Source organism: Paenibacillus sp. 7516 (genome assembly GCF_002272715.1).
Lineage (GTDB): Bacteria > Bacillota > Bacilli > Paenibacillales > Paenibacillaceae > Paenibacillus > Paenibacillus illinoisensis_A.
The window spans coordinates 156,754-181,961 of the sequence record NZ_NPBI01000013.1 but is presented as its reverse complement, the minus strand read 5'-3'; the positions used below and the strand labels follow the sequence as shown (position 1 = coordinate 181,961).

Annotated in this window: 24 protein-coding genes and 1 pseudogene; 6 read left to right on the top strand and 19 right to left on the bottom strand. The window is 49.1% G+C overall.

The window, feature by feature from the left end; translation table 11 throughout:
- Positions 1-118: 118 nt before the first annotated feature.
- The 10 genes from CHI14_RS15085 to CHI14_RS15035 form a co-directional block, all read right to left on the bottom strand.
- Complete coding sequence (locus CHI14_RS15085; protein WP_095289322.1) at positions 119-1,840, bottom strand: helix-turn-helix domain-containing protein; 1,722 nt, start codon at positions 1,838-1,840, stop codon at positions 119-121.
- A 45-nt stretch (positions 1,841-1,885) separates the two neighbouring features.
- Positions 1,886-2,662, bottom strand: coding sequence for a (2Fe-2S)-binding protein (locus CHI14_RS15080; RefSeq protein ID WP_095289321.1), 777 nt, complete (start codon positions 2,660-2,662; stop codon positions 1,886-1,888).
- A gap of 1 nt (position 2,663) precedes the next feature.
- Positions 2,664-3,704 carry an ABC transporter substrate-binding protein gene (locus tag CHI14_RS15075; protein WP_095289320.1) on the bottom strand — a complete coding sequence of 347 codons (1,041 nt, stop codon included), beginning with the start codon at positions 3,702-3,704 and terminating at the stop codon, positions 2,664-2,666.
- A gap of 637 nt (positions 3,705-4,341) precedes the next feature.
- A complete protein-coding gene (locus CHI14_RS15065; RefSeq protein WP_095289377.1) occupies positions 4,342-4,938 on the bottom strand; it encodes a chloramphenicol phosphotransferase CPT family protein in 597 nt (198 codons plus the stop codon).
- A gap of 190 nt (positions 4,939-5,128) precedes the next feature.
- On the bottom strand, positions 5,129-5,611 hold the full coding sequence (locus CHI14_RS15060) for a hypothetical protein (protein WP_095289318.1): 483 nt from the start codon (positions 5,609-5,611) through the stop codon (positions 5,129-5,131).
- 20 nt (positions 5,612-5,631) lie between these two features.
- Positions 5,632-6,132, bottom strand: coding sequence for an NUDIX hydrolase (locus CHI14_RS15055; RefSeq protein WP_095289317.1), 501 nt, complete (start codon positions 6,130-6,132; stop codon positions 5,632-5,634).
- Positions 6,133-6,202: 70 nt separating this feature from the next.
- Positions 6,203-6,757 (bottom strand): hypothetical protein, encoded by a 555-nt coding sequence (locus CHI14_RS15050; RefSeq protein WP_095289316.1) that lies wholly within the window; start codon positions 6,755-6,757, stop codon positions 6,203-6,205.
- Between the two features lie 44 nt (positions 6,758-6,801).
- Positions 6,802-7,089, bottom strand: a complete 288-nt coding sequence (locus tag CHI14_RS30310) for a hypothetical protein (protein ID WP_095289315.1) — start codon at positions 7,087-7,089, stop codon at positions 6,802-6,804.
- Positions 7,086-7,814, bottom strand: coding sequence for a hypothetical protein (locus tag CHI14_RS30045; RefSeq protein ID WP_170948146.1), 729 nt, complete (start codon positions 7,812-7,814; stop codon positions 7,086-7,088). Before CHI14_RS30045 ends, CHI14_RS30310 begins: the two co-directional genes overlap by 4 nt.
- A 62-nt stretch (positions 7,815-7,876) precedes the next feature.
- Positions 7,877-8,443 (bottom strand): histidine phosphatase family protein, encoded by a 567-nt coding sequence (locus CHI14_RS15035; RefSeq protein ID WP_095289314.1) that lies wholly within the window; start codon positions 8,441-8,443, stop codon positions 7,877-7,879.
- A gap of 130 nt (positions 8,444-8,573) precedes the next feature.
- Here CHI14_RS15035 and CHI14_RS15030 point away from each other — a divergent pair, with 130 nt between their 5' ends.
- Entirely contained in the window at positions 8,574-9,188 is a 615-nt protein-coding gene (locus CHI14_RS15030; RefSeq protein WP_095289313.1) for a hypothetical protein, read from the top strand.
- Between the two features lie 387 nt (positions 9,189-9,575).
- Here CHI14_RS15030 and CHI14_RS15025 read toward each other — a convergent pair whose 3' ends face one another.
- From CHI14_RS15025 to CHI14_RS15015, 3 genes and pseudogenes are all read right to left on the bottom strand, one after another.
- Entirely contained in the window at positions 9,576-11,585 is a 2,010-nt protein-coding gene (locus CHI14_RS15025; protein ID WP_095289312.1) for a B12-binding domain-containing radical SAM protein, read from the bottom strand.
- A 508-nt stretch (positions 11,586-12,093) separates the two neighbouring features.
- Positions 12,094-13,974 (bottom strand): DNA helicase RecQ, encoded by a 1,881-nt coding sequence (recQ, locus tag CHI14_RS15020; RefSeq protein WP_095289311.1) that lies wholly within the window; start codon positions 13,972-13,974, stop codon positions 12,094-12,096.
- A gap of 333 nt (positions 13,975-14,307) precedes the next feature.
- A pseudogene (locus CHI14_RS15015) lies at positions 14,308-14,601 on the bottom strand (Rpn family recombination-promoting nuclease/putative transposase); the annotation flags it as partial.
- 160 nt (positions 14,602-14,761) lie between these two features.
- Here CHI14_RS15015 and CHI14_RS15010 point away from each other — a divergent pair.
- Positions 14,762-15,286 carry a DUF5412 family protein gene (locus CHI14_RS15010; RefSeq protein ID WP_095289309.1) on the top strand — a complete coding sequence of 175 codons (525 nt, stop codon included), beginning with the start codon at positions 14,762-14,764 and terminating at the stop codon, positions 15,284-15,286.
- Between the two features lie 237 nt (positions 15,287-15,523).
- On the opposite strand, the gene CHI14_RS15005 is transcribed toward CHI14_RS15010, so the two are convergent.
- The 5 genes from CHI14_RS15005 to CHI14_RS14985 all read right to left on the bottom strand — a co-directional run bounded on the left by CHI14_RS15005 (position 15,524) and on the right by CHI14_RS14985 (position 20,744).
- Positions 15,524-16,690 carry a glycosyltransferase family 2 protein gene (locus CHI14_RS15005; RefSeq protein WP_095289308.1) on the bottom strand — a complete coding sequence of 389 codons (1,167 nt, stop codon included), beginning with the start codon at positions 16,688-16,690 and terminating at the stop codon, positions 15,524-15,526.
- A gap of 115 nt (positions 16,691-16,805) precedes the next feature.
- Positions 16,806-17,552: a class I SAM-dependent methyltransferase gene (locus CHI14_RS15000; protein ID WP_095289307.1), complete on the bottom strand. Its 747-nt coding sequence runs from the start codon at positions 17,550-17,552 to the stop codon at positions 16,806-16,808.
- Positions 17,539-19,014 carry a nucleotide sugar dehydrogenase gene (locus CHI14_RS14995; RefSeq protein WP_249281122.1) on the bottom strand — a complete coding sequence of 492 codons (1,476 nt, stop codon included), beginning with the start codon at positions 19,012-19,014 and terminating at the stop codon, positions 17,539-17,541. The genes CHI14_RS15000 and CHI14_RS14995 overlap by 14 nt, the downstream gene beginning before the upstream one ends.
- A gap of 32 nt (positions 19,015-19,046) precedes the next feature.
- On the bottom strand, positions 19,047-20,036 hold the full coding sequence (locus CHI14_RS14990; RefSeq protein ID WP_095289306.1) for a polysaccharide biosynthesis protein: 990 nt from the start codon (positions 20,034-20,036) through the stop codon (positions 19,047-19,049).
- A gap of 18 nt (positions 20,037-20,054) precedes the next feature.
- Positions 20,055-20,744, bottom strand: coding sequence for a glycosyltransferase (locus CHI14_RS14985; RefSeq protein ID WP_095289305.1), 690 nt, complete (start codon positions 20,742-20,744; stop codon positions 20,055-20,057).
- A 249-nt stretch (positions 20,745-20,993) separates the two neighbouring features.
- Between CHI14_RS14985 and CHI14_RS14980 the strand changes: the two genes are divergently transcribed.
- Positions 20,994-21,704, top strand: coding sequence for a GT-D fold domain-containing glycosyltransferase (locus tag CHI14_RS14980; RefSeq protein WP_095289304.1), 711 nt, complete (start codon positions 20,994-20,996; stop codon positions 21,702-21,704).
- A 140-nt stretch (positions 21,705-21,844) separates the two neighbouring features.
- Here the strand turns inward: CHI14_RS14980 and CHI14_RS14975 are convergent, their stop codons facing one another.
- Positions 21,845-22,234: a hypothetical protein gene (locus CHI14_RS14975; RefSeq protein ID WP_349290375.1), complete on the bottom strand. Its 390-nt coding sequence runs from the start codon at positions 22,232-22,234 to the stop codon at positions 21,845-21,847.
- 208 nt (positions 22,235-22,442) lie between these two features.
- On the opposite strand from CHI14_RS14975, the gene CHI14_RS14970 reads away from it, so the two are divergent.
- The 3 genes from CHI14_RS14970 (at position 22,443) to speD (ending at position 25,044) form a co-directional block, all read left to right on the top strand.
- Positions 22,443-23,462, top strand: coding sequence for an RluA family pseudouridine synthase (locus CHI14_RS14970; protein WP_095289302.1), 1,020 nt, complete (start codon positions 22,443-22,445; stop codon positions 23,460-23,462).
- Positions 23,463-23,516: 54 nt separating this feature from the next.
- The gene (locus tag CHI14_RS14965; RefSeq protein ID WP_095289301.1) at positions 23,517-24,095 is read left to right on the top strand and encodes an SLOG family protein; all 579 of its coding nucleotides are present in this window, start codon (positions 23,517-23,519) and stop codon (positions 24,093-24,095) included.
- 112 nt (positions 24,096-24,207) lie between these two features.
- Entirely contained in the window at positions 24,208-25,044 is an 837-nt protein-coding gene (gene speD / locus CHI14_RS14960) for an adenosylmethionine decarboxylase (RefSeq protein ID WP_095289300.1), read from the top strand.
- The last annotated feature ends 164 nt before the right edge of the window (positions 25,045-25,208 follow it).

The window sequence follows — 25,208 nt, the reverse complement described above, 5'->3', positions numbered from 1 at the left end:
GATGACTCGCCTAGATATGTTAAATGCAAAAAGAAACCATCCCTTTGGCATGTGGTTGCGCACACTTCCATTTACAAGGTACGGTTTCTTTCGGTTTATCATTTTCAGGATGGCGCTCTCAAGCCAACAAAGCCTGAGCAATCTGATCGATGATGCCATTGATGCCGGTTGGTCCATAACAGCCGATCCATGTCGCGGCATCTACAGAATATATATGCTGTCGCTCATCGGTATCCAGCATCCCCCAGACACTTTGCTCTGTCGCAGACATCCCCTCCTGCATGATCTCGCTGCTAAGCAAAAAGTAGTGGCTGGCATGTACGGCCGGCAGTCTGTCAACCGAAATATGATAAGCCGTGTCGGAGGGATCAGCTACAAATAACGGGGCAGGCAGACCCAGGTCTCGATAGAGCACAGCGCCTGTACGATGTGAGGCTGTATGCACCCGAACCATTGACTCAAACGGACGAATTAGTGCCACGCTCTTACCTGCCAGTACAGGAGCAAGTTCTTCTGACAATAATGCAGTTCGTCGATGATAATCTGCAACGATTCGCATGGCCTCTGCTCGCTTGCCTGTCAGTTCACCGAACAGACTCAGAATGGTCTGCCAGCTTTCATTGCGTTTAAACATCAGAACCGGAGCGATCCGGCTTAACCGTTCATAGTGCGGTTCATGCACCTCCGTACATATAATCAGATCCGGAGACAGTCGTTCCACCGCTGGCAGATCGGGATACTCATACGTTCCAAGTAATTCGGTACCCTGAAGTCTTGCCCTGATATATTGAGGGAAATGGAACGCCGCACTTCTCGATCCAACGCTGCCTGCCGGGGTCAATCCAAGTGCAAGCAGATGATCCGCATATTGCACATCAAGTACAGCAATACGCTGTGGAGATATGGTGACATCATGTTGACCTCGCAGATGGCAAATCACGGTGCCTTTTGACGACTCGTACCAAGAAGCCATGCGGTTCTGCGGCAAGGGATACATCGAGAGAGCACTTGCTCTCGAAGCAGCATTTTGCCTATAGAACTGCGGAGGAACTCCATGGTATTTCTTAAACGCCCTGCTGAAATAGTACATATCGCGATAGCCCATTCTCTCTGCAATTTCCCCAATGGGAGCATCCGTATGACGGAGCATCCGCGACGCACTCTCCATTCGCAGCTGAATGACGTACTCCATCGGTCCAATTTGCTTCTCCTGTTTGAACCGCCGCTGCAGTTGTCTTACGCTGCATCCCGCAAGTGCCGCCAGCTCTTTCAGCTCCAGATTCTGGCGATAATGCCCCGCTATATACGCAGCGACAACATCCACCATGTCTGACGCCGTCCCGCCCTGACCACGTTCATACTCCATAATAAGCTCGTAGAGCATCCCCTGCAGCAGTGCATTGGCGTGAAAACGTTCCAGTCCTTCGCCCCTACTCCATTTCCCTGCAATTTTCTCCGCCATCTGAACCCATTCCGCCTGAGTTCCCGGGTGCTCAACAAACGAAGTACGCAGCGGGTGATTGCGGTGGGAGGGCAAAACAAGGGAGACTCCTTCCATGGAGACTGCCTTATACATGATCAGGATATAATCCATGTTGTCTGAGATGGCAGTCAGTGTAAAGGAGGATCCCTCTATCACATGAGCAGCAAAAGAAGCTCCAATGTGGTAAACCTCACCATTCATTGCAAGCTCCCCTTCTCCGCCGCCAGCCAGCAGCAACAGATTTGATGATAATTCGGCTTCGCTAAGACTACTGCCTGGCTGCAACGTACCGCTATGCACGTCAAGCATCTTGATCGTCGTATCACTCCAACCACTTGTCTGTTCTTGCAGCGGCATTTCTCTCATCTCCTGACAATAGCAAAGGTAAGGTTGTTGCTGCTGTCATTTTAATTGAGATTCATTCTCATTGTCAATTTTCGGACATTTATTGCAATACTCCTCTGACATCTGATAGTACAAGCAGCAGGTGAGGCGATTGCTCTTCGCAACAGGAACGTTGTTTTGGGTTTCTGTAAATCGGGTAAACGGATTACGTTTTACACCGAACACCTGCCCTGGCGCGCCTTGTGTCAGATAAGTAAAATCATTCTGAACGTGCTGTCTTTCCTCCCCGGCATCGTCTGCATCAGGTGTATACAACCTGCCGATACGTACCATGATATTCTCCCAGAGAATACTCATGGATAGAGGTGCAATCGCAGCAAGGGACTTTAACAGCGGTGTAAGCTGTACCGCAAACATCTCTTCTACCACCTTTTCCCGCCATACCTCCCTGTCTCCTGTCACTGCATCTGCCTGAAGCCGATTCACCGCCAGAAAAGGAAAACGTGTCCCCCCCTCATGAGCGGAGAGCGTTGGATGATAGAGGAAGCTGTTCTCCAGCTCAAAGGAAACATGCTGATGATGAAAAGTCATCGCCGTCACCAGTGGAGCGGTCCACAGATAGCCAATTCGCTTGGCTAGCATTGAAGCGGCAACCTTCATGTCAGGCGCATCGATATACTCCTGAAACCAGCTGATATACTCTCGGCAAGCAGATTCTTCATGCAGCTCGCTCAAAGCAATGGTACGGACACTATGTTCAGGCGGCTCACCAAGCCATATCGAATGATCCTCCACCGTTTGTTGCCATAAGTCTGTCGAGAGATATTGGTTCATGTTAATTCGATTCGAGCAGGGCTTCCGAAGCCTGATCTACAATCAGATTAATGGCAAGAGGTCCATAGTATGCGATCCAAAGGGTCGAATTCACATCATACGCACGGTTATTTTTCACGGCATCAAGGGACTTCCATACTGGATTGCTAATCATCGCCTCTGCTTCTGCGGCAAACAGCTCATCCGACAGTACGAAATAACGATCCGCACCAATCTCCGGAACCTTCTCCATTGAGATTTCAACAGAGGTATCATCCTTGATTCCCTCAACGAGTGCAGGCATGTTCAAGCCCAGATCCTGATACAGAATGCCGCCTGTGCGATGTTCAATACCATGGACACGAATGCCTTCTTTTCTCGGACGAATCAGGGCTACCGTTTCATCTCCCATTTTCTCTGACAGCTTCGCCTTCAATCCAGCGACTTTGTCCTCATAAGCTTTACGCACCGTCTCCGCCTCTTCCTGCTTGTCTGTAATCTTAGCGACCGTGGCTAACGTATCACGCCAATCCTCGTAGAAATCGAGTACGAGGGTAGGTGCAATTTTGCTGACATTCTCATACTGTTTCTCCTGGAAGTCCGTCATGATAATCAGATCCGGGTCCAAGGCTACAATCGCTTCCAGATTAGGCTCGTCCCGTGTACCCAGAACCTGTACGTCACTCGGCTGATCACCTAGGTATTCTGGAAAATCGGTGTTGCCTCCAGCGATAACACTGCCTGCCGGCTTCTCGCCAACGGCCAACATTTGATCCAGAAACTTAACATCAAGCACAGCAATTTTATTTGGTTTTTCGTTTAGTGTCAGCTCACCCTTCATGTGCGTGATCGTTACAGGGAAAGCTCCTGCAGTCTGAACTTCTTCATTCGCAGGTGTCTCCGCTGGTGCTGCAGCAGACGGCTTACCGCTATCTGTACCTGTTCCGGCACCGCAAGCCGTCAGGACAAGAATCAGAGCCAGCATCAGGCCCATTAACAATCGTGATTGGCGGGCAGTGTAGGCTTTGCTTCCAGCCTCTTGCCCTTTCATTCCTTGATTCATGATGAATCCCCCTTATGTATTATACTGATAATGATTTTCATTATCGAAGCATAAGGAGAGTATAAACGATCTCCACATCGTGTTACCATGTACTTTTGCGACATTTCTGCCGGACTAATGCGACATGATCGAGCCCTTACCCGCCTCTTGCAGTTGGTAGATGTCTGAAAGAAGCTCTTCCTCCTCCGGCGCTTTTCCATATTCACCTTGCCGAGACTAAAACAAAAAGGAAGGCCATTCTCTGTTGCATAGAGACTGAGACGACCTTCCAATCTTCTTCTCGAAACTGTATTAACACGTTTGATATAGAACTCACCATTTCCAAGCTACTCTGGATACTCCCTTGAGGCCTCGATCAATTCATCTTCTTCATCAAAAACGTTCAGAACTCTCTCAATGTCATTCACTTCATAGCTTCTAACAACAATAAGCTGTTGCATATGAAGACCTGGTGGGTCTATGTCCGGTCGTGACAAGTTATTTAGTAAACGTTCTGGTGTATATAAGATGCTCCACCTTCTGGAGCCGTCCGTGAAATACATTGTGATCTCTATCCAATTCCATTCTTTCGGATGATCCGATCTCACTTCATCATCAAAATGCCACTTTATCAACCTTGGTCTTGAATTCTGTTCTTTTAAGATAATGTAACCTCTCTTCTACTCAACTTCATAAATGCCGAGAATTCCTGCTCGGACTTGATATAATCTAATATCTTTGCAGCACAGTCCGCTGAACTGAGTTCTTCCGTATTCACTTCAAGATCATATTCATCATAGGCATATATGTAGTCAAACTGGGAATGGGCAAGTCCAATTGCACGATCTCCTCTGCTTTGCTCTCTTCTGGTAAGTTCTTCCTTGGAGCAGTGCACGCCTACAAACAATATCGGATAATCTGTAAGCAAATCATAAAAACCGTTAAACCACTTGTCATTGGTAATGACCGTATCCACAATGACATTCAATCCCATCTCCGAAAACAGTTTAATGGTTGAATAGAACAATGAGACAATCGGGTCAAAAAGGATATCTGTCATCACATGAGGTTCCAATTCTCTTGTAGGTTTCATATCCGGGTATGTATTGTCGATAAACTGGTCATAATTCTGGAAAAATTGATCTACAGACAAATGATGTAACGGAATGTCTCCCTGCTTTTTCATTTCCACCGCGATACTTGTCTTCCCCGAGCTTGACGTTCCGTTCAAAAATATGATCAGTCCTCGTTCCACATGAATCACCCTCACGTATAAGATTGGCGTACCTTTCAGAAACATGTTCCCGTATCCTTGTGCTGGAGTAGCCAGCACCTGTCAAACTCAAAGCCCTATGTCTGCAGCTTGAATATGATGTTATGTGTAGTTATCTACACTTATCAAGCAGATTTACATATTCTTGCTCAATGATAAGAAAGCAGCGACATTAAGCTCCACTTTCTTTATCGAGGTTTACATTAAACGAAGCTGGTATAGGTTTTTGTCCAGAATCATTGGGTATCACAATAATTTCAACCTTTAGATTTAGAGAATCAGGCAGATCGTTTTCATCTATATTCTCAAAACCAACAAAGTAATAGTGCTTTTCGTCCAGTTCTATCAGACCTCCACCTGTTGAGCCAGAAGTTGAAATTAAATTCCCGTCATTATAAAGCTTACAAGAAATATTATACTCCTTCAGACTGAACCCTTTCACTTCATATCCAACCTTGATTTCTTTTTCGGTGTAATTTGCATTTCTTAAATTAATCGTACCACCATCAACCATTTGGGTCTGAATCTCAATATTTGCGTTGGGGATTTCTGGTTTTCTTAATAAATATCCCACTCTAAAATACCATATTGTCACCAATACAATTACAACCAAAACAGTAATAGCAATAATATACTTTCTCTCTTTTATATACACATGGATTACTCCTTACATCTTCAGTCTCCTTTGAGTTCTTTTCCAAACCTGTGCTTCAAATAATATATTAATCCTGCGCGATCAACATCTGAAAACTGTCTTGGATCATCGTTCATACGCTCATAGACCTCATCAATCGTTCTCCAGCCGATATTTGTCGTTTCGTCACCCTCTTGCAAGAGCTCTCCCTCCACCTGACATATAAAATACATGCCGATAGAATCCACAGGCCCTTTAATGGTTTGATATACACAATACGGCTCCAAACATTCAACTTCAAAATTCGGGTTGATTCCACATGTATCTATTCGCTTGTGACTACCTTCTACGGCTACAACGGTCAAACCTGTCTCTTCATATACTTCTCTTCTCAACGCATCTATGATGGATTCGTAAAGTTCCAATCGGCCGCCCGGCAATTCCAATGACTCCTCATTCTTTTTATTTCGAGTCTGAATTATGATTTCTGTTCTATCCCTATCTTGACGTTCAATAAAAGCTCTGGCATTAATATAGAACATGAATGATTCTCCTTTAGTTAACGTTTCGCACTCAATGGGTTCATGAACATCTAATGAAGTTGTGTCTATACTAACCAAACCAGAAAATCACTCGTACATCTTTGGCGTCTCCTAATGCTGAAAGCTTTGGGATCGTTTCAAAAATGAAATCGTAGCAGATCTGTTTAACATTTCTGTATTCCATGTATGAATCACAATAAAAACGTTCATCCCAGTTGAATTGCAAGATCTCTTCTAATAGAAGCCAGCTGTGGTCATAGAAATCGTCCTTATTCTCCATTGCAAATTCGTGCAATTCGGGAGAAATATCCGAAGGAAGGCCTCGCGGAGAAGATATGAATTTAAGATCGTGATCATTTCTTGTATTGGACAAAATACCAAATAGATCATAATTTCTACTCCCGCTATAAAATTCACCTGGATCACTCGGTATCAGTGGGGATGTTTTTTCTTCCGGATACAAGTAGTGGTTGGGATTTACATTCCAGCGATCCGCACTGATCCAGCAAGCCCTATTGTTCAGTTCTTCCTCACTCTTTGGAATTTCAATCAAGCGACCATCAGTCCATTGATATTCTCTAGGATAGTGTCTTTTCTCTACATAAAACCAAATGTCTGTCCCCATATTCCCCTCCTGAAAAGGATCCAAAATGATTGAAATGTGTAATCTTATTTTCCCCATCCACCCTTTAACTTTTCGGCAATGTATAACTGCAAACTGTGGATGTCTGAACAAACCTCTTCTTCCTCCGGTGTATTTCCATATTCCCCTAGCCAACGGGGCGTGTTGATATGCCACTCGTTTGACCTATATTGTTTACGATTCCGATACTCTATCATATGGTTCAAGAGATACTCTAGAGAGCCGAAGGATTGCTTACTTCGATCGTTAACTATGATTTGTATTTTTTCAATGATCGCCTGTAACATGTGTTGGATATATTCTTCTGTGCTCATGAGCGTCTACCGATAAATAGCTTATTCTGAGTCCAATGTAGATTATAGCCATAGCGATATAACTCAAAGTATGGATAAAGGCAGTCTTCTGCCTCCTGCAAACCTTGATAGCGGGGCCACTGCAAGTAATAGGCTACCCAATAATCGCAAGCGATGGAATAGTATGCTTCACTCAACAGCTCGATATTTTCGTTGTAATCGCTACGCGAGCGAAGAAGGTCTCCAAGCGCTTCGTAAACGACCTCACTATCCTCTTCATCCGCACCTTGAAGCAACCTTTGCTCTAACCTGCCAATTTCGCCTGGCTGTAATACAACAACTTCCTTGATACATGACAAAGCCCCAAATGCTTCCTTAGCTACGCCCCCCACTTCGTCATCCTCCGGCACCTTGGAGAACAGGAGCTTCAATCTTTGGATTAACTCCTCCCCCAGACTACGCAATGTGTCCTCGGAAGCATCCTCATGCCCACCATTGAAATAACCTGGCACATATTCGCCGGCGAAATCCTCTGGATTCAACATCTCATAGATCGGATGAATCCTGTCCAGGTAAAGCTGGCCTTCTGGAATCGGCTCAAACACCCGTTCAACGCCTGTTCCCGTTGGCATAAACCACTGAAATAATCCATAGAAATGGTCTGCTTCGACCTCCTCATTATCTTCTGGCTCACATTCGTCTCCGCCCATCGCTAATAAATAGCGGCCGTATTCCTGTTGTTCCATCCATACCATCCCTCTCTTGGTTCAACCCAATTACTACTCTCTCCCTGCCAATTACTTTTACCCTATGCTTCCCATAACCTTGTCACTTGCTCTAATTCCATCCCTTCAAATTGAAGCTTATAGATATCTGGTTTGCTGGTTTGATTTGAAAAATCAAAGCCGTAGCCTGCATCAAAGTAATTCATCATCAACGTCATGACATGTCCGTGCGTGCCAATAGCTACCTTTTTCCCCTGGTATTCTTCTAAAATTTGCTTGAACACATGTACAGCTCTGTTCTGGCAAACCGTATTAGACTCTCCTCCTGGTAATGCATAATCGGGGTCTTCAAACATTCGTTTCGAAGCAGGCATAAATTCTTCATCCCTAATATGATCATCTGAAAAATGCCTTTCCCGAAGGTCCTCCATAATATGAATGTCTATTCCCAGCGCTGTTGCCAGCCCCTTCAGGGTTAAGACAGCTCGGGCATACGGACTTGAAAAGATGGTATGTATTCCTTCTCCCTTTAAAATTTCTGTTATTTGGGCTGCATTCCGTTGGCCCTTCAAGGTAAGTCCTCTCGTTCTTTCCGTCCCTTCCGTATACGGTGACTCTGCATGCCTAACCATATAAATGATGGTTTTCATATGTCCCTCCTTGGGTCCTTCTAACTTATATGATTAAATTTACAATAATTTTCAGATATGTGTATAGTAGAAATGAAGCAATATTCTTGGAAGGAAACTACATGTAACCGAAAGGATGAGATCAGAGATCATGTTTCTTTTCAAAAAAAAGTATCTACTAATCTATGTATTATTTGTACTGGCTGTTTCTGTTAGTATAATCGCGTATATGAACGATGCATCTAAACTGGAGGAGCCCATTCATAAAGTAGTCCATCTTTCGGCCAATTCATTAACCTTACGTGAGCTAGACAAGTTGGATGCGTTTGCTGAACTGATCGTCATTGGTTATGCCACAGAGGACTTTAGGGATCGAGAGCATGTCGTTACTACATTTGATGATGGGATCATGCAGTCCTTCCACACCAATACAACTATTAAGATTGAGAAGATACTAAAGAAACCCGACGATTATCCTTCTGATCAGAACGAATTGACGATCATTGAACCCGTCAGTCTGAAGGGAGACGTCAAATATACAGCCAATGACTATGTAGAACTGCAAAAGGGTGATCGTAGTGTTCTTTTTTTACTAAGAAACTCCTATGGGGACTATGGATTAATCAATGATAACTGGGGGAAATTCAGCTTGGAAGGGATCAGTCAGAGCAGTATACCTGAATCGGCCACTTCAAATGAATTATTAGAGTACGAGACATTTCGTGAATCAGTCATGAAGAAGTACAATCTAGATATACAGTCTTAATGGAACTATTGGTGGGCAGCAAACTATCCGAATATTACGTTTTTCATCGCTTTCTCTATCTGGGTATTCAATGGATTAAAATCCGTGATATCTATCCAAGTTGTTGGGTGCTAGTTGAAATGCTCTCTAACCATTCCAAACAAAATAGAAGGCCCCTCCTCATCCCATGGGGAATCAGACGACCTTCCGATGCTTACAGAACATATAGATGTTGTAAAAGGTAAAGATTAGCGCGGCTTGTGCAATGGCAAGCCGCGTAAGGATAAGGTGCTGCTCTCATTCGGGCAGCACCTCATGGGGAAGCGCCACGACCGCAAAGCCGTGGCGCTTCTTCTGCTGCATGATGCCGATCAGGCGGCCTATGCAGCTTCTTCTTGGCCGCTGCACCTACATGGCAGCGGCTTCTTCTCCCAGCGGCAGCGTGTAATACTGCGCCTGCTGGTCTTCATGCTGCTGGTATACAACGACCAGCAGCGTCCGGCCTTTCGCGGCAAGCGGGCTGGCGCCAGCTAGCACACGCTCAAGCCGGAACGGAAGCACGTCCAGTACGGCGTGCTTCTGCAGTTCCTTTTCGCCGAGACCAAGGTCGGCGAAAGCACGGGCACCCATGACCGTCTGTGCGGTCATGGCCGAGGTCATCGGCAGCGCACGCGAAGCGCTGCCGTCCCCACCGTCCGCCGCTCCATCCGCGGCGGACCCCGCAGCTTCGCTGCCGATCATACCCGCCGCATCTGCGGCAGAGTTTTCCCCGGCAGCAGCCGAACTTCCCGCAGCGGCACCTGCACCTGTGCCGCTGCTTTCCAGCCATGCCGTGCCTGCGGCACCGGCAACGCGCGGCAGGCGAACGTCCTCAGGACGTTCAGCCAGCGTTTTCATATAGAGCGCCCACTGATCCTTCTCCAGCGCATCGTCCCACCAGATTTTGCGTGGTTTGTACTTGTGGCCGAGGAAATAGTCCAGCTTCATCAGGCCGAGCACGATATCCATATGTGGTGTGTTCCGCGATTCCAGGAAGCTGTGCAGACGGGTGAACAGATCTTCGAGCTGGTGACCAATCTTCTGCCAGCCCTGGCCCTCCCAGTAATCCCCGAACGCCTGGAAGAAGTCAAATGGCGAGTCAAACTCCTGCTCCATCAGATACTTCAGCGTATGATCCATCCGATGTGCATTCCAGTATTTCTCCAGTACATCCTCGAGCCGCTTCAAGCGCACGATGTCGCTGAATGGCAGCACGTCACTGCCCAAAATCTCATACGGCGCATGATCCATATACGTGTAATTGTACTTTTCCGCATCCAGACGCAGACCCGTACCACGAAGCATTTTGAGGAATCCGAGCTGAAGCTCTTCCGGCCCCAGAGCAAAGACATCATTAAACGTCTTACGGAACGTATTGTAATCTTCCTCCGGCAGTCCGGCGATGAGATCCAAGTGCTGGTCGATTTTCCCGCTGGCTTTTACCTTGTTCACCGTACGGCTCAGCTTGGCAAAGTTCTGGCGGCGTTTCACCAGTTCATTCGTCGGATCATTCGTGGACTGTACCCCAATTTCGAACCGGAACGTGCCCGGCGGCGCATTCTCTGCCAGATAATCGAGTACCTCAGGACGCATGATATCCGCTGTAATTTCAAACTGGAACACCGTCCCCTGATGATTCTCAATCAGGAATTTGAACATCTCCATCGCGTAATCGCGCTTAATGTTGAATGTTCGGTCCACGAACTTGATCAGCTTCGCACCCTTCTCGATCAGATACAGAATGTCCGACTTCGTCCGCTCAATATCATAATATCGCACACCGACCTCAATGCTGGACAGACAGAACTGACAGCTGAACGGGCAGCCCCGACTGGTCTCAAAATAAACAACCCGTTTCCCGAGATCGGGGATATCCTCTTCAAATCGGTGCGGTGACGGCAGATCGTTCAGATCCGCCTTCGGTCGTCCTGGCATGAGAATGACCTCTTCCCCTTTGCGATACGCCAGTCCATACACAAAGTGGAACTTCTTGCTTCCCTCCAGCTCCGTCAGGAGCTGATGCAGCGTCTCTTCCCCTTCACCCATGACGATGAAATCAACATTGGGAATCCGGTTCATCCAATATTCCGTGTCGTAGGACACTTCCGGCCCGCCCAGCAAAATTTTCACGTCAGGCATAACCTTTTTCAGGTTATCAATGACCTTGATGGTCTCTTCAATGTTCCAGATGTAACACGAGAATCCAATCACGTCCGCGCCGCGCTGGTACAGGTCAGACACAATATTCATGACGGGATCCTTGATCGTATACTCCGCCAGCTCAATATCAAAATCCTTCTCACTGTACGCCTTCAGACACCGCAAAGCCAGCGAGGTATGGATGTACTTTGCATTTAATGTAGAGAGAATAACCTTCATGGTTCACAACCTTTGCCTGGACACCCAGACCATATTTTTTTGGTAAAAGTAAAGCGCCACAGCCATCCAACCCCGGATGCTGTTCATGTAAACCTATATTGACACCCAGATTTGGATACTGTTCGTGTTAAATCTCTATAAATAGCCATTCCACGTATCATGGACATATTCACATTTTGTCTTTCAAAGGGTGGACACCCTTTTCAAAAAGACCTCTACTCCCTGAGCCCCTCCAACCTACTACATATAGACCCAGGGACACTCATCGGAACCATATCCTGTGTAAGCCAACCATCGCTTTCTTCAAAAGCAATGTCCACCTTATGAAAGACAATCTATCTCATTTCGTCCACCGCATAGAGACACTCGAAAAACTTCAACCCCATATAGCCTCGCCACTAACTGTATTCAAGTTTTGTTCACGGACCCACAATCCACGATTCGCAATCAAAATTCAAAATCCATCATTTCATAAGCACGTTCTGGAATTGGAGCCTTGCCCTTTTACTTACTCATACTCGTAAAAAGCATCATCATCCGTATCCACTTCTTCGCCCGTTTGCTTCTGGAAAAACTCCAGGAATGGCAGACCATACTTGCGGTACTTGACCTCACCGACCCCTTTAATCATCAGCATGTCACGTTCCGTCTGCGGACATACCACACTCATCTCACGAAGCGTCGCATCATTGAAAATGATATACGATGGCACATGCTCTTTCGCTGCCAGATCGCGCCGGATCAGACGCAGCTGCTCGAATACCGTCTCGTTGACCGCCGATGGCATCGCATCGCGACCCCGACGTCCGCCATAGTTCGTACCTGAAGCCGTAGCCGCCGTCTTGCGTACCACACGCTGCATCACTTCACGCTGGCCTTTCAGCACTTCCACCGCCAGTGGCTGTAAACGAACGACCGGATACTGGCCCTCGGACAGCATCAGATATCCTTCGGATACCATGACGTTGATGATCTCAGCGATTTCACGTTCCGTGCGGTTGCCCATGACACCATAGGTCGGCAAGGAATCGAAGCCATACTCCAATACTTTCTTGGCACGCGAGCCCTTGAGCACCGACGCCACCAGAGATACACCGTATCGTTCGCGCATGCGGTGAATACAGCTGAAGATTTTCTGTGCATCAATTGTCATATCCACCAGCTCGCGGTCGTCCGTACAGGAGCTGCAAATGCCGCATGGCTTGTCCTCATGTATCTCACCGAAATAATCCAGCTGTGCACTGCGCAAACAACGTGTCGTATAACAGTAGTCCACCATCTGCTGCAGCTTCCGGTAATCATTCTGTTTGCGGTCGCCCTCCATCGGATTCTGCTCGATCAGGAACTTTTGGGTAATAATGTCCTGCGCTCCGAACAGCAGAATACATTGACTCGGCTCTCCGTCCCGTCCCGCACGTCCGGCTTCCTGTACATATGCCTCCATGTTCTTCGGCATGCTGTAATGCAGCACGTAACGCACGTTGGACTTATCAATTCCCATCCCGAATGCATTTGTCGCGACCATTACCCGGATATCATCGTACAAAAACTGCTCCTGACTCTGGGCCCGTTCATTGTCCGTCATCCCCGCATGGTAGCGCCCTGCCGGCAAGCCTGCCTGCAGCAAACGCTGATGCAGATCGTCCACGTCCTTACGGGTCGCGGCGTACACAATCCCCGGCTCGCTGGCATGCTCGCGCGCGTAGTTCAAAACAAAATCCTTTTTGCTCTCGCCGCGCAGCACGCTAAACGCCAGATTATCCCGCCCAAGTCCGGTCACATATGTCTGCGGGTCCTGCAAACGCAGCAGCCGCAGAATATCGCCCATGACCTCGGGCGTTGCCGTCGCCGTGAAGGCCGCAACCACCGGCCGCTCCGGCAAACTGTCCACAAACGGCGCTACCGCCAGGTAGCTTGTCCGAAAATCATGGCCCCACTGTGATACACAGTGGGCCTCATCCACAGCCACGCAGGAGATGGGCAGCTGCCCCATCTCATCGCGGAACCAGTCCAGCTCCAGTCGCTCCGGCGCGACGTAGAGCAGCTTGAGCTCACCGCGCTGCGCCGCGCGGATGCGATCATTCACTTCTTTGCCGCTTAACGTACTATTAATATAAGCGGCAGCAATACCGGCGGTCGTCAGCGCATCGACCTGGTCCTTCATCAATGAGATGAGCGGGGAAACGACCAGCGTCAGCCCCGGATATAACAGAGCCGGAATCTGATAACAGATCGACTTCCCGCCCCCGGTAGGCATAATGCCCAGCGTATCTTCGTATTCAAGTAGGCTGGACACAATCTTCTTTTGGCCCTCGCGAAAGTCGGGATAGCCATAATATTTTTGCAGGAGACCCTGCGCTTCTTCTAAAGTAGGTGCTTGCACACTCATGTAAAGACTCCTTACTTGTCACTGGTGTTCATCCACCAGCTTGGTCCCATCCGATTCTGACATCCGAACACGGCACCATTGCCGCATCCTTGACAACAAAATGGCGTTCTCATGACTTGTCCGTCAAGCAAAACGCCGCTCCCTTTAGTTTAACGGGCCAGCCCCGAATGAGCAACCGCGTTTTACTGTAAAACGTTTGAAGCTGCTTCGCCCAAACAAAAACAACCGTTTATCCTTTGGACAAACGATTGCTTTTTCGTTTTGAACAAACCACAAACATATCACGGCGGTATAAACGTACCGATCAGCTCGTGTTCTCATTGTAATCCAATGCTAATCTTTCAGGGACTCAATTTCGGACTCCGACAGGCCACTGGCCTTCGCGATAACCGAAACTTCGATTCCTAACGAGAGCATATTTTTTGCAATCTCAATCGCCTTTCTTTTTTCACCTTCCACTAGTCCTCTAGCTATCCCCTTTTCCGTAGCCCACTCAATCATCGAGGCTTCGTCATGCAAGTACTTCTGCCGCTCTTCATACAAACGACGTGCCTCTCGATCCTGACTTAAAAACTCCAGCGTATCCATTGCTTTCTTCAGCGTAGGTTCATTCATTTGCAGCACCTCTAGTAAGATATATCATTCATATTAGGATATTTTTAACTTCATTGTAATCATTAAATCAATTCCTATGATATCATCATTAAATACAGCTTTAACTGATTCATGAATAAAACCACCACCTACATGTCCATGTCATTTGACTCCAAAGGAGGCAAACACATCAATGGAACGACGCCATCAGGCTGATTCGAGTCCGTCTACACCCAAGTCCCGCAAGCTCTGGATACGCAGACATCCCATCCTCACGACATTCACCTTATTGAACTTCATACCGTTATTCATGCTCGTCGCCTATTTCAACCTCCGTCCTTACTTCTCGACATTAGACCGTTCCGAACAAGGAGAACTAAGCTATTCTATGCCTTCACGGAATGGAGATTATACGGCTGAGATTTACGGTGTACCTTACGGCGGTGCAGCCGGTGGAGTAACCATCTGGGTGGATGTGAAGAAAACGAATGATTCGGATGCCTCCGGTGTGAGAACCATCTATCGCGCCGATTATCACGGTCATAACCATCTGGAATGGGAGAGTGAGAATACACTTCGGATCGAAAACTGGAGTGAATACTCGGATGAGACCATGACGCTCAACATCGAAGACGAAATCTATGATGGCCGGGGCTGGGCCTGCAAAAGCCTGCGCATGAAGGACCAGTATGTTCGGTGTTTATCCCGTGAACAATAAAATCCAACACAAAAGCAGCTCTGCTCGCCAAATCTCTAGGCAAGAGAGCTGCTTATTTCACTTCAATTAAACTATCCTTGCTTTCACGACTGTTCTAGCTCCATTATCCCATACAGTTTTTAACCACAAGACTGTTCATCGTTAAGCACACAACGCATTGCAACGCTGCCTCTACACTAACTCGTAATTCTTTCTACTAAAGAACTCTACCCCAAACTACTGAAATGCCTGTTCCTTCTACTTCCGAGACTGCTCTTCCCGATTCCGAATCTCTTTGCGTAAAATGGCTTCCAGCTTCTGACGATTATCCAGCAGGCCAGGATCGCTCGGCAGATACTCCCGGGCTTTTGTGTTATGCATGAGTGCCTGCTCCCAGTAGCCCAGATGGGCATAACAGAGGGATAGACGTGCATGCGGGAGCCAGGTGCGGCAGGCTTCGGGTACCGGGCGAAGACCCGTGTCGCGGCTGCTCACATCTACAGCCTGCATATACCAGTAGATTGCTGAGACCAGCTCCTGTCGTTCATGAAAGCAGGCCGCGATTGCACAGCAGAAATCCGCATGTGGCAGATCGTACTGGAACGACTGCAGCAGTACACCCAGCTTGCGTCCCGGCTGACCCAGCCGCTCATAACATTCCGCCAGCCGCGCACAGGCAATGAGCCGATCCTCGCGATAGCCGCTGGGCTGCTCCAGCAGCTTCGCGTACCCCCGAGCCGCCGCCGCATAACGCTGGCGGTCATAACATTCGCCTGCATAGTAGAACAGCAGGCGACCCTGGGCTACGCCCTCTTCGGCGATCCATTTGCGCAGAATGCGCACGTTCCTCGCCGAGTGATGGCCCGCTTCGCGGCGGTGCGTGACGGCAATGTCTGCCGTAATGACCCCACTCGCCGGGAAGCTGAGCTGCTCGTGCAGCCGGCCATGCCAGCGGCACCCGGCATCCCGCTTGACCAAGCGAAGCCTGCGGTCCGTCACGAGCGGACTTCCCTCCGGCCCCTCGGCCAGCGTATAGTTCAAGATCACAGCTGCCGTCTCCCCCCCGGACGGCAGCTGCTGCTTCAGCTTCTCCAGCTTCGCCCGTTCCGCTGGCAGCAGCACATCATCCGCGTCCAGCCACAGGATATATTCCTGCGCGGCCTGGTCGAAGGAGTAGTTTCGTGCCGCGGCAAAATCATCCGCCCACTCATACGTGTAGATCCGGTCGGTATACTGCGCAGCGATCTCCATCGTACGGTCGGATGAACCGGTATCCACAATGACGATCTCGTCCGTGATTCCGGCTACCGAATCCAGACAGCGCGCAAGCGTGCGTTCCTCGTTCTTCACAATCATGCACAGACTGATGGTGATCACGTCCCCGTGCCCCTTCCTGTCGAACGCGTATTTCGTTCTAATCGCCATGCTATTTTTTCTTACTCACTGAATGGTCCTACTCCCAACCGACTCGCTGTACAACCTACGACCTGCAATCTATTACTATCCTTGCTTGTTTGCCTGCCACCTCTTCCTTCACTCGTTACCCTTCCGCATTCTCCTGACGACGAAGCCGCTTCACCTGCTCCACCGCCTGATCCAGTGCCTTCTTGCGCAGTTTCATCAGGCGAAGATGGTTCTGCTCGACCTCTGCAAAATGCACATGATCCAGCTGCATCCACTCGGTCACCTGTTTCAGGGTTGGCGACATATGCAGCTGCGTTTTCCGCCGCTTGCGGGCCACGCAACATAAATATTTATGATGAACCTCCAGTTTCAAGACTTCGAAATACGGCATCAGGCACATCGCCAGGTTTCCTGCATAGAACGTCTGCTTGTGGTCATAGAACGGATGATAACCATACGGCACAGTTACGATCAGCGTCCCTTCCTCCTGCAGCAGCCGGTGAACTTGAAGCAACAATATCTCCGGATGGGCAAAATGCTCCAGCACTTCTCCGAGCAGCACGGTATCGAAGGTGGTCTTTACTTTCCACTGCGTAATGTCCAGCATGCGAAAATCCACATTGTTCCGGACAGGTTTGGACTCTTTGGCGAGCTCTGCCTGCGCATACCGGATACTCTCTTCTTCCAGATCAACCCCTGTTACACGAAACCCCTCACGCGCCAGTAAAATGGAGGTGATCCCTTGACTGCATCCAACGTCCAGAATTCGTTTGCCGGTTGCTTCCCGGCACATCCAGTGGATGCGGGTCCGGGTGGCTTCATGTGAATCTTCCGAGTTGATCTCGCCATAATACCGTTCACTTACCCGATCATGATTCGCCATGGGTATCCCCCGATTTCTCTTGAAGATGTGCAGGCTCTTCCTTGGCTCCACCCTGAACTTCCGCTGTATTCGGCAGCAACTGCCCCTCTTTTTCATCTTTTTTCTCTGGCACTTCATTCATTACCCGGACGCTTTGCAACGCTGTTGTCTCAGGCCGATTAGGCTGTCCCAACACCACAATATGGCCTCCATGGTACCCGGCTGTCGCATTCCGAGTATCGAAAATGAGCTTTGCGTGATCCGCCATTTCCTGATAATTGAAACCCGAATGGTCGGTCGTGATGATCACCAGGTCGGCCCAAGCCCATAAGCCCGGCACAGCGGGCTGAGACTGAAGCACGGAGCCATCATCCTTGCGGAAGACCGGTACCATGGGGTCTGTGAAAACAACCTCTGCTCCCGCTGCGCTCAGCAGGCGGAAGACGTCCAGCGCCGGCGATTCACGCAAGTCGTCGATATCCTTCTTGTAAGCCATGCCTGCCAGTACAACGCGTGCTCCCTGAACCCGCTTACCCGCCTGTTCCAGCAGTGCTGCTGCACGCTGAACCACACGCTCCGGCATCTGTCGATTGGTCGCGTCTGCGAGTGTGATGAATTGCAGATCTGATCCCTGCCGGTTAGCCGCCCAGGACAGATAGATGGGGTCAATGGGGATACAGTGTCCACCGATGCCTGGACCAGGATAGAACGGCATATAGCCAAACGGCTTGGTTGCTGCCGCATTCAGCACTTCCCAGATGTTTACGCCCATTTGTTCACAGGCAGGCGTGAGCTCGTTCACCAGCGCAATATTGACGCTGCGAAATGTATTTTCAAACAGCTTCGCCGTTTCGGCCACGGTCGTTGAACTGACGGGAACAATCTCATTGAGAAATGAGCCATAGAATTCTTTACCATAGGACAGGCAGGCAGGTGTTGAACCACCGATAATCTTCGGGGTGTTTTTCACACCATAGTTCACACTGCCCGGGTCCACCCGCTCGGGAGAATAACAGACATACAATTGTTCGCCTGCTCTCCAGCCTGTGGCTGCTTCGAGCGGCTGCTTCACATGCTCCTCCGTTGTGCCGGGGTACGTCGTGCTTTCCAATATTACCAAGCTGCCCTCCTTCAAATAAGGAGTCATGCCATCCACCGCTGCAGCAATATATGAAATATCCGGCTGATGATCGGCCGTCAGCGGCGTAGGCACGCAGATAACAATGACATCCGCCTGCGTAACTGCGGCATAATCCGTACCGGCTGTAAATAACCCGGCTTGGGTTAGCGATTGTATAGTCTCGTCTTCAATTCCGATGACATATGAATCACCCGCACGAAGTCTTGCCACCTTGAAAGCATCTATATCAATCCCGTGGACGCGATAACCGGCCTGTGCCATCTCCACCGCCATGGGAAGTCCAACATAACCAAGACCAATCACGACGGCTTTCAGGGAGCGGCTGTTTATTCTGTCTTGCATATGATCCACTTCCAAACGCTCCGCCTCCCTTATTAGTCGATATAGCCCCCTGCACGCAAAAATTCAGCAATGCCCTGCCGCTTCATCATGTCACTGTCCGAACGGTACTCGGAAAAGGTCACGCGGGGCAATGTACGATATGCATCAGTCAGGCGCTTGTCCGGTTCCTGCGGCAGGATCACGTAATATTGCTTATCGTATTGATAGGTGCGCGGCGCCTCAAAAGGCGAAACCAGCACTTCATGCAATTTTTCGCCCGGACGGATTCCCGTAACCTTGTAATCGCTGGCCGGACGTCCGGCCTGTTCGAGCATGACTGATGCCAGATCTGTCATTTTGCAGGCTTTCATTTTCATCACAAATGTCTCTCCGCCTACCGCAGCCTCAGCCGCCTTGAGCAGTAAATAAATAGCTTCCGTACGGGTCAGGAAAAAGCGGGTCATGCCCTCATCCGTAATGGTCAGACTTTTGTCTTCATCAATCTGACGACGGAATAGCGGCACCACACTGCCGCTTGTACCCAGAACATTGCCGCCGCGGATGCAGACAAAACGGGTGTGTTCACTCAGCCAATTGGCGCGGATCATCATCTTTTCACCCAGTGCCTTCGTCATGCCGTATACGTTAATCGGATCTACGGCTTTGTCGGTCGAGACATCGATGACTTTGGGAATCTGCATACGGATCGCGGCCCGGATAATGTTCTGCGTACCGATGACATTCGTTTTAAACGCTTCGTCCGGCTGGTCCTCGCATACCGGAACATGTTTCAATGCAGCCAGATGAAAAAGGACGTCCACACCCTTGCACGCATCTTCCACTGCGCGGTAATCCCGGATATCCCCGATGAGGAATCGCAGACGGGCATCATGGCTGAATTCCCGCTGCATGGCAATCTGGGCATATTCGTTACGCGACAGAATGCGAATCTCGGCAGGGTCCTGTTCCAGCAGGACCTCAGTCAGCTTTTGACCCCAGGAGCCTGTTCCTCCAGTGATCAGAATCGTTTGTCCTTTAATCATGAATGAATCCCTCCCTGGTCAGATCATAAATTCACGTAATACCTGAGCCATCTCATCCCGGCTTAACCGGTCTTTTGGCGGTACCTTTTTAACCGACGTGTTGTTTGAATGAACGATGTTGACATAATTGCGCGGAGCGAGCAGCTCGTGCGGCAGATCGATGACATTGCCATGCGTACCTCTGCCCGGGAGCTTCACCCGGTATCCTGCTGCATACTCGGCCGTTTTGTATAAGTAGACATAGAATTGCGGTGAACGGTGAAACGCCGGGGCCATCTCGTTATTCACGCTGTCCCACAGGTAACCGTTCTGATTGATTAGTGCCATCGTCTGCGGCTGTGGCTGCACGTCATAGAGCTGCTGGACGAAGGTCCGGTGATACAGGTCATCTGAATCCAGACGGGCAATATAGATGTGCTCCGCTCCTTCAGCAAAGGCCAGAATCGCCCGTACACTCTCGATATGGGTCCCGAATCGAATGTTGCTGGGAAGGGGCTCCTGCTGGGCAAGAATCTCCTGCATCAAATCTCCCGACTCCTTGGATAGCTTCACAACCGTCAGGAAATCCTGATTCGTCTGCGCCTTAAGAGAGTGCAAGGTAAAGGTGCGAAAAATGCTCATTCTCCGCTCCAACCATTCTCTTGTAAGTCGCTGCGGGTCCAATCCATAGTTGTTGAAATTAATCTCTATCACGACTTTCCTGGACATAACCTTCCTCCTCCTTCGAATCTGCCAATCTTCCTGTGTGGAGATCAGATTCATTTCATAGTTTTTGGCAGTCGACTCTATAGCGTATGAAAGGAAGATCGAACCGGTACGGACGCTTGCACTATTTCTTATATAAATAGATTGATATACATCCCAAGATTGGCCCTGCGGGTTGAACGTACAAAACGTTGGCGCAGCGCGAACATAGAATAGAGCAGTTCCATTTTTAAAGGAGGTTTGTATGCTGCTATGAACTCGAAATATCTTGAAATCGATGGTGTGCTGGATCAGCTGGAAGCGGCGATAAGAGAACAACGTCCATTCTCTCTTGTCCGGGTGGGCGATGGCGAGAATATTGTCATGTCCCAGGAAACCGTCTGGACGACGGAGCAGGTTCTGAAGGAGCGATGGGCCATCAAGGCCAATCGAGGTCAAAAAGGGCTTCGCCTTCCCAACCTGCAGCTCCGGGATGAGGTTGCTGCTTCCCTGCAACGGGCCAGTCTGGTAGGGGTGCTTCCACTCGGTGACCTTACAATTAAAGCTCCGGATTATCTCAAAAGACCGCTGACCGATATGTTGTTTGCGCATTTCGGCATCTCTCCAGCGCTCACTTGCCATGCTTGTGTGAATCGGGAACTGGTCCAGATGCCCCGCTTCTGGAGAATGCTTGCAGGGAAACGGGTGCTGCTCGTTACTCGCGAAATCGAGGAACTTCGTGCAGCACTTGTGCAGGAGCCCTATCATCTGAACATCGCGGCTGCTCTTCCCTTCGATAGTTGGGATCAGATGGCAGAAACGCTGCAATGGATTGTAACAAATCAACATTCCTTCGATGTCGCTCTCTTCTCCTGCGGGGTCAACGCCGTTGTACTCGCTGAGCGTACGGCAGCACTGGCGGGCAAAGTCGGCATCGACTTCGGCAAAGCCAACAACATCATTTTGAATGGCCGCCCCAACTGATCTGCGGTCAGATCTCAGTAACGCAGCTCAGTATCAAGAAAAAGTCAATATGATTAGCATCACCTTCATATGTTTGTATAGTAAAAATCCCGGACTCGTTTAAGTCCGGGATTTTTTGTGTTTGGTCACTTGCTATTGAACTAGCCAGTAGCTGCAATACCATAGAACATCTCTGGTCCGGTACGCACCGCTGTGGAGACCCCCGAAATAAACGAAGAGTACACACTCTCCAGGGCCGGTGGTGCGGCCAGATCCTGTGCCGTGAACGAATGGAATTCGACACCACCGTTCTCACCTACCGTGCCTTCAGCACGATAGATCACATTTTGCGGATTATATGCGCTGCCGCGTACGAGCTCAACAACGAACGTATCTCCCGGTTCACCAATAACACCGATCGTACCGTTCAAGGTGATAATCGGATTGGAAACTCCGAGGGTCTGCAAACCAATGGAGCCGAACATTACTGGGGTATTGGATATGTTCACCCCGGGGAATCCTGCAAATGGCGAGTTCATCGAAGTTCTCATATCGAGGAACACACCCATGAGTAACACCTCCAATGCTTTGGGATACGTTATTCTATGAATCTCGATTCTCGCTCGCTTGGATGGATAACTGATTCGATCCACCTATTTTTAATTGCACCCGGTTAATGGTATATTGAACTGCATAAACGAAATGAACGGATCGTATGCAGACAAGCGGTACAGGCTGTTCAGAAGGAGATTAGTATTCATGAATAAACGCAATCGATCAACAGGCCGTCCATCGGCCAAAGGTAAAGGACCAGCGAGTGCCTCGGCAGCTTCCAAACCCAAACATTCAGGTGCTCCTAAACGCGCGGGCAATGCCCATTATCGTAAACAGGAACCACCTCGCCAATATAAAGTAACTGAACCGGATGAGCTGCTGAACTTCCTGCTCCAGCATCTAAAATCAGGCCGGAATGCAGTCAAGTCCATCCTCGGACGGGGACAAGTATCCGTAGATCAGACCGTAGTCACCAAGTTCAACCATCCGCTGACGCCTGGACAGATGGTTTCCATCAGCAAGGAAGGCGCCGTAGCCGCACCAACCATGTCAGGACTCACGATTTTGCATGAAGACGATGACATTATCGTGATTCGCAAGGATGCCGGACTACTGTCCATTGCAGCAGATCGGAGCGATGAAATCACCGCCTATCGTCAACTGACTGAGCACGTACGCCGCACCGATTCGCGTAACCGCATATTTGTCGTGCATCGGCTCGACCGGGATACATCAGGTGTCATGATGTTTGCGAAGAGTGAGGAAGTGAAGCAGAATCTGCAGGACAACTGGAAGGACAAGGTGCAGGAACGCGTATACGTGGCGCTTGTCGAAGGTCAGGTAGCCAAACCGGTGGGCACCATCTCCTCGTGGCTGAAGGAGAGCAAAACGCTGAAAATGTACTCCAGTCCACGTCCCAATGATGGACAGCATGCCATTACACACTATAAAAGACTGCAATCGAACCGTGAATTCTCCCTGCTCGAAGTTCGGCTGGAGACCGGCCGCAAAAATCAGATCCGCGTGCATATGGAAGATCTCGGCCATCCCATTGCAGGTGACAAGAAATATGGTTCACGCACCAAAACACTTGGACGTCTTGGACTCCATGCGCGCGTGTTATCCTTCATTCATCCTACGACCGACGAACTCATGACCTTCGAGACGGATATTCCGAAGCAGTTCCTCTATCCTTTCCGTACAGATGCGCCCGCTACGAAGTAATCTTGACAGTTGGGCGTTTAGAGGACAAGTCGTGCTGAGAAGGAGGAAGTTAAGCTGAAAAACCTGTTAATTACCGGATACCGGGCACATGAACTGCAAATTTTCGGACAGAAGCATGAAGGAATTCCCTTCATCAAAAAGGCCATCTCCTCCCGTCTCACGCCGCTTGTGGAGGATGGGCTGGAGTGGGTGCTGACTCCCGGACAATATGGTGTGGACCTGTGGGCCTGCGAGGTGGTACTTGAGCTAAAAAAGACCTATCCCCACTTGAAGCTGTCCATCATCACTGCGTTTCAGAACCCGGAGGAACAATGGAAGGAAGACAAGCAGGAATACTACCGCACCATCCTTCAGGGCGTGGATTACTACGGAGCGGTGAGCAAGCAGCCTTACATCGGCCCATGGCAATTTACAGCACGGGATGACTTGCTGCTGCGCAAAAGCGACGGCATCCTGCTGGTCTATGATGAGGATGCCGCAGAGGGCAGCCCCCGTTTCGTGAAGGAAAAAGCCGTGAAGAGACAGCAGAATGAGGATTACACGATCATCAGTGTCACTTCCGAGGATATTCAGTCCATCGCCGAAGACGAGCGGATGAACAGCGTAAGCGAATATGAGGACTCCTCATTCTAATGCGGCTGGATAAGTCGGAATTCGTACTTATGTTTTTTTTGGCGGAAGGTTGGGTATAAGTAGTATTAAAACTGCGATTACCATGTCGTATGGATAAAGGGGAACTGCAGCCATGACATTAACGCCTGAGCAGCGCATTCAACTGCATGGGTTCAACAACCTGACCAAGTCGCTGAGCTTCAACATGTACGACATCTGCTACACGAAAACCAAAGAAGAACGCGAAGCTTATATTGAATATATTGATGAACAGTACAACGCGGATCGGCTGAGCAAAATTCTGAAAAATGTCGCGGACATTATTGGTGCGCATGTACTCAATATCGCGCAGCAGGATTATGTCCCTCAAGGGGCCAGCGTAACGATGCTTGTCTCGGAAGGACCGATCGTGGAGGTTCCGGAGGAGTCTTTTGAAGAATCCCCAGGTCCGCTCCCCGACAATGTCGTCATGCAGCTCGACAAAAGCCATATCACCGTGCATACGTATCCTGAATTTCACCCCAGTGAAGGGATAAGTACCTTCCGTGCGGACATCGACGTCTCCACCTGCGGGGAAATCTCGCCGCTGAAGGCGTTAAATTATCTGATCCATTCCTTCGACACGGATATCATGATCATGGATTATCGGGTTCGTGGATTCACGCGGGATACGAGCGGCCGCAAGCTGTTTATTGACCACGAAATCGGTTCGATTCAGAACTATATTCCGGACGAGATCAAAAAAGGCTTCGACATGATTGACGTTAACGTGTATCAGGAAAATATTTTCCACACGAAATGCAAGCTGAAGGCGTTTGACCTCGATAACTACCTCTTTGGTTATACCAAGGACAAGCTGAGCCAGGCGGAACAGCATGAAATTACGGAGTGGCTGAAGCTTGAGATGGATGAGATTTATTATGGCAAAAATATAAACCGTCCTTCTGTACAGAATTCCGATTCGTTATAATCCATCATCGGGCTATGCGCCCCACCAACAGGGCTTTGCTGACAACCGGGTCGGCAGAGCCTTTTTGCTGTCCTTCGGTAAGTGTCTGGCATCCATAGTATAATAAACATACGAGATATTTTTTAGCTTACACGACCTAAAACCTAAAGCAGATTATAAATCAA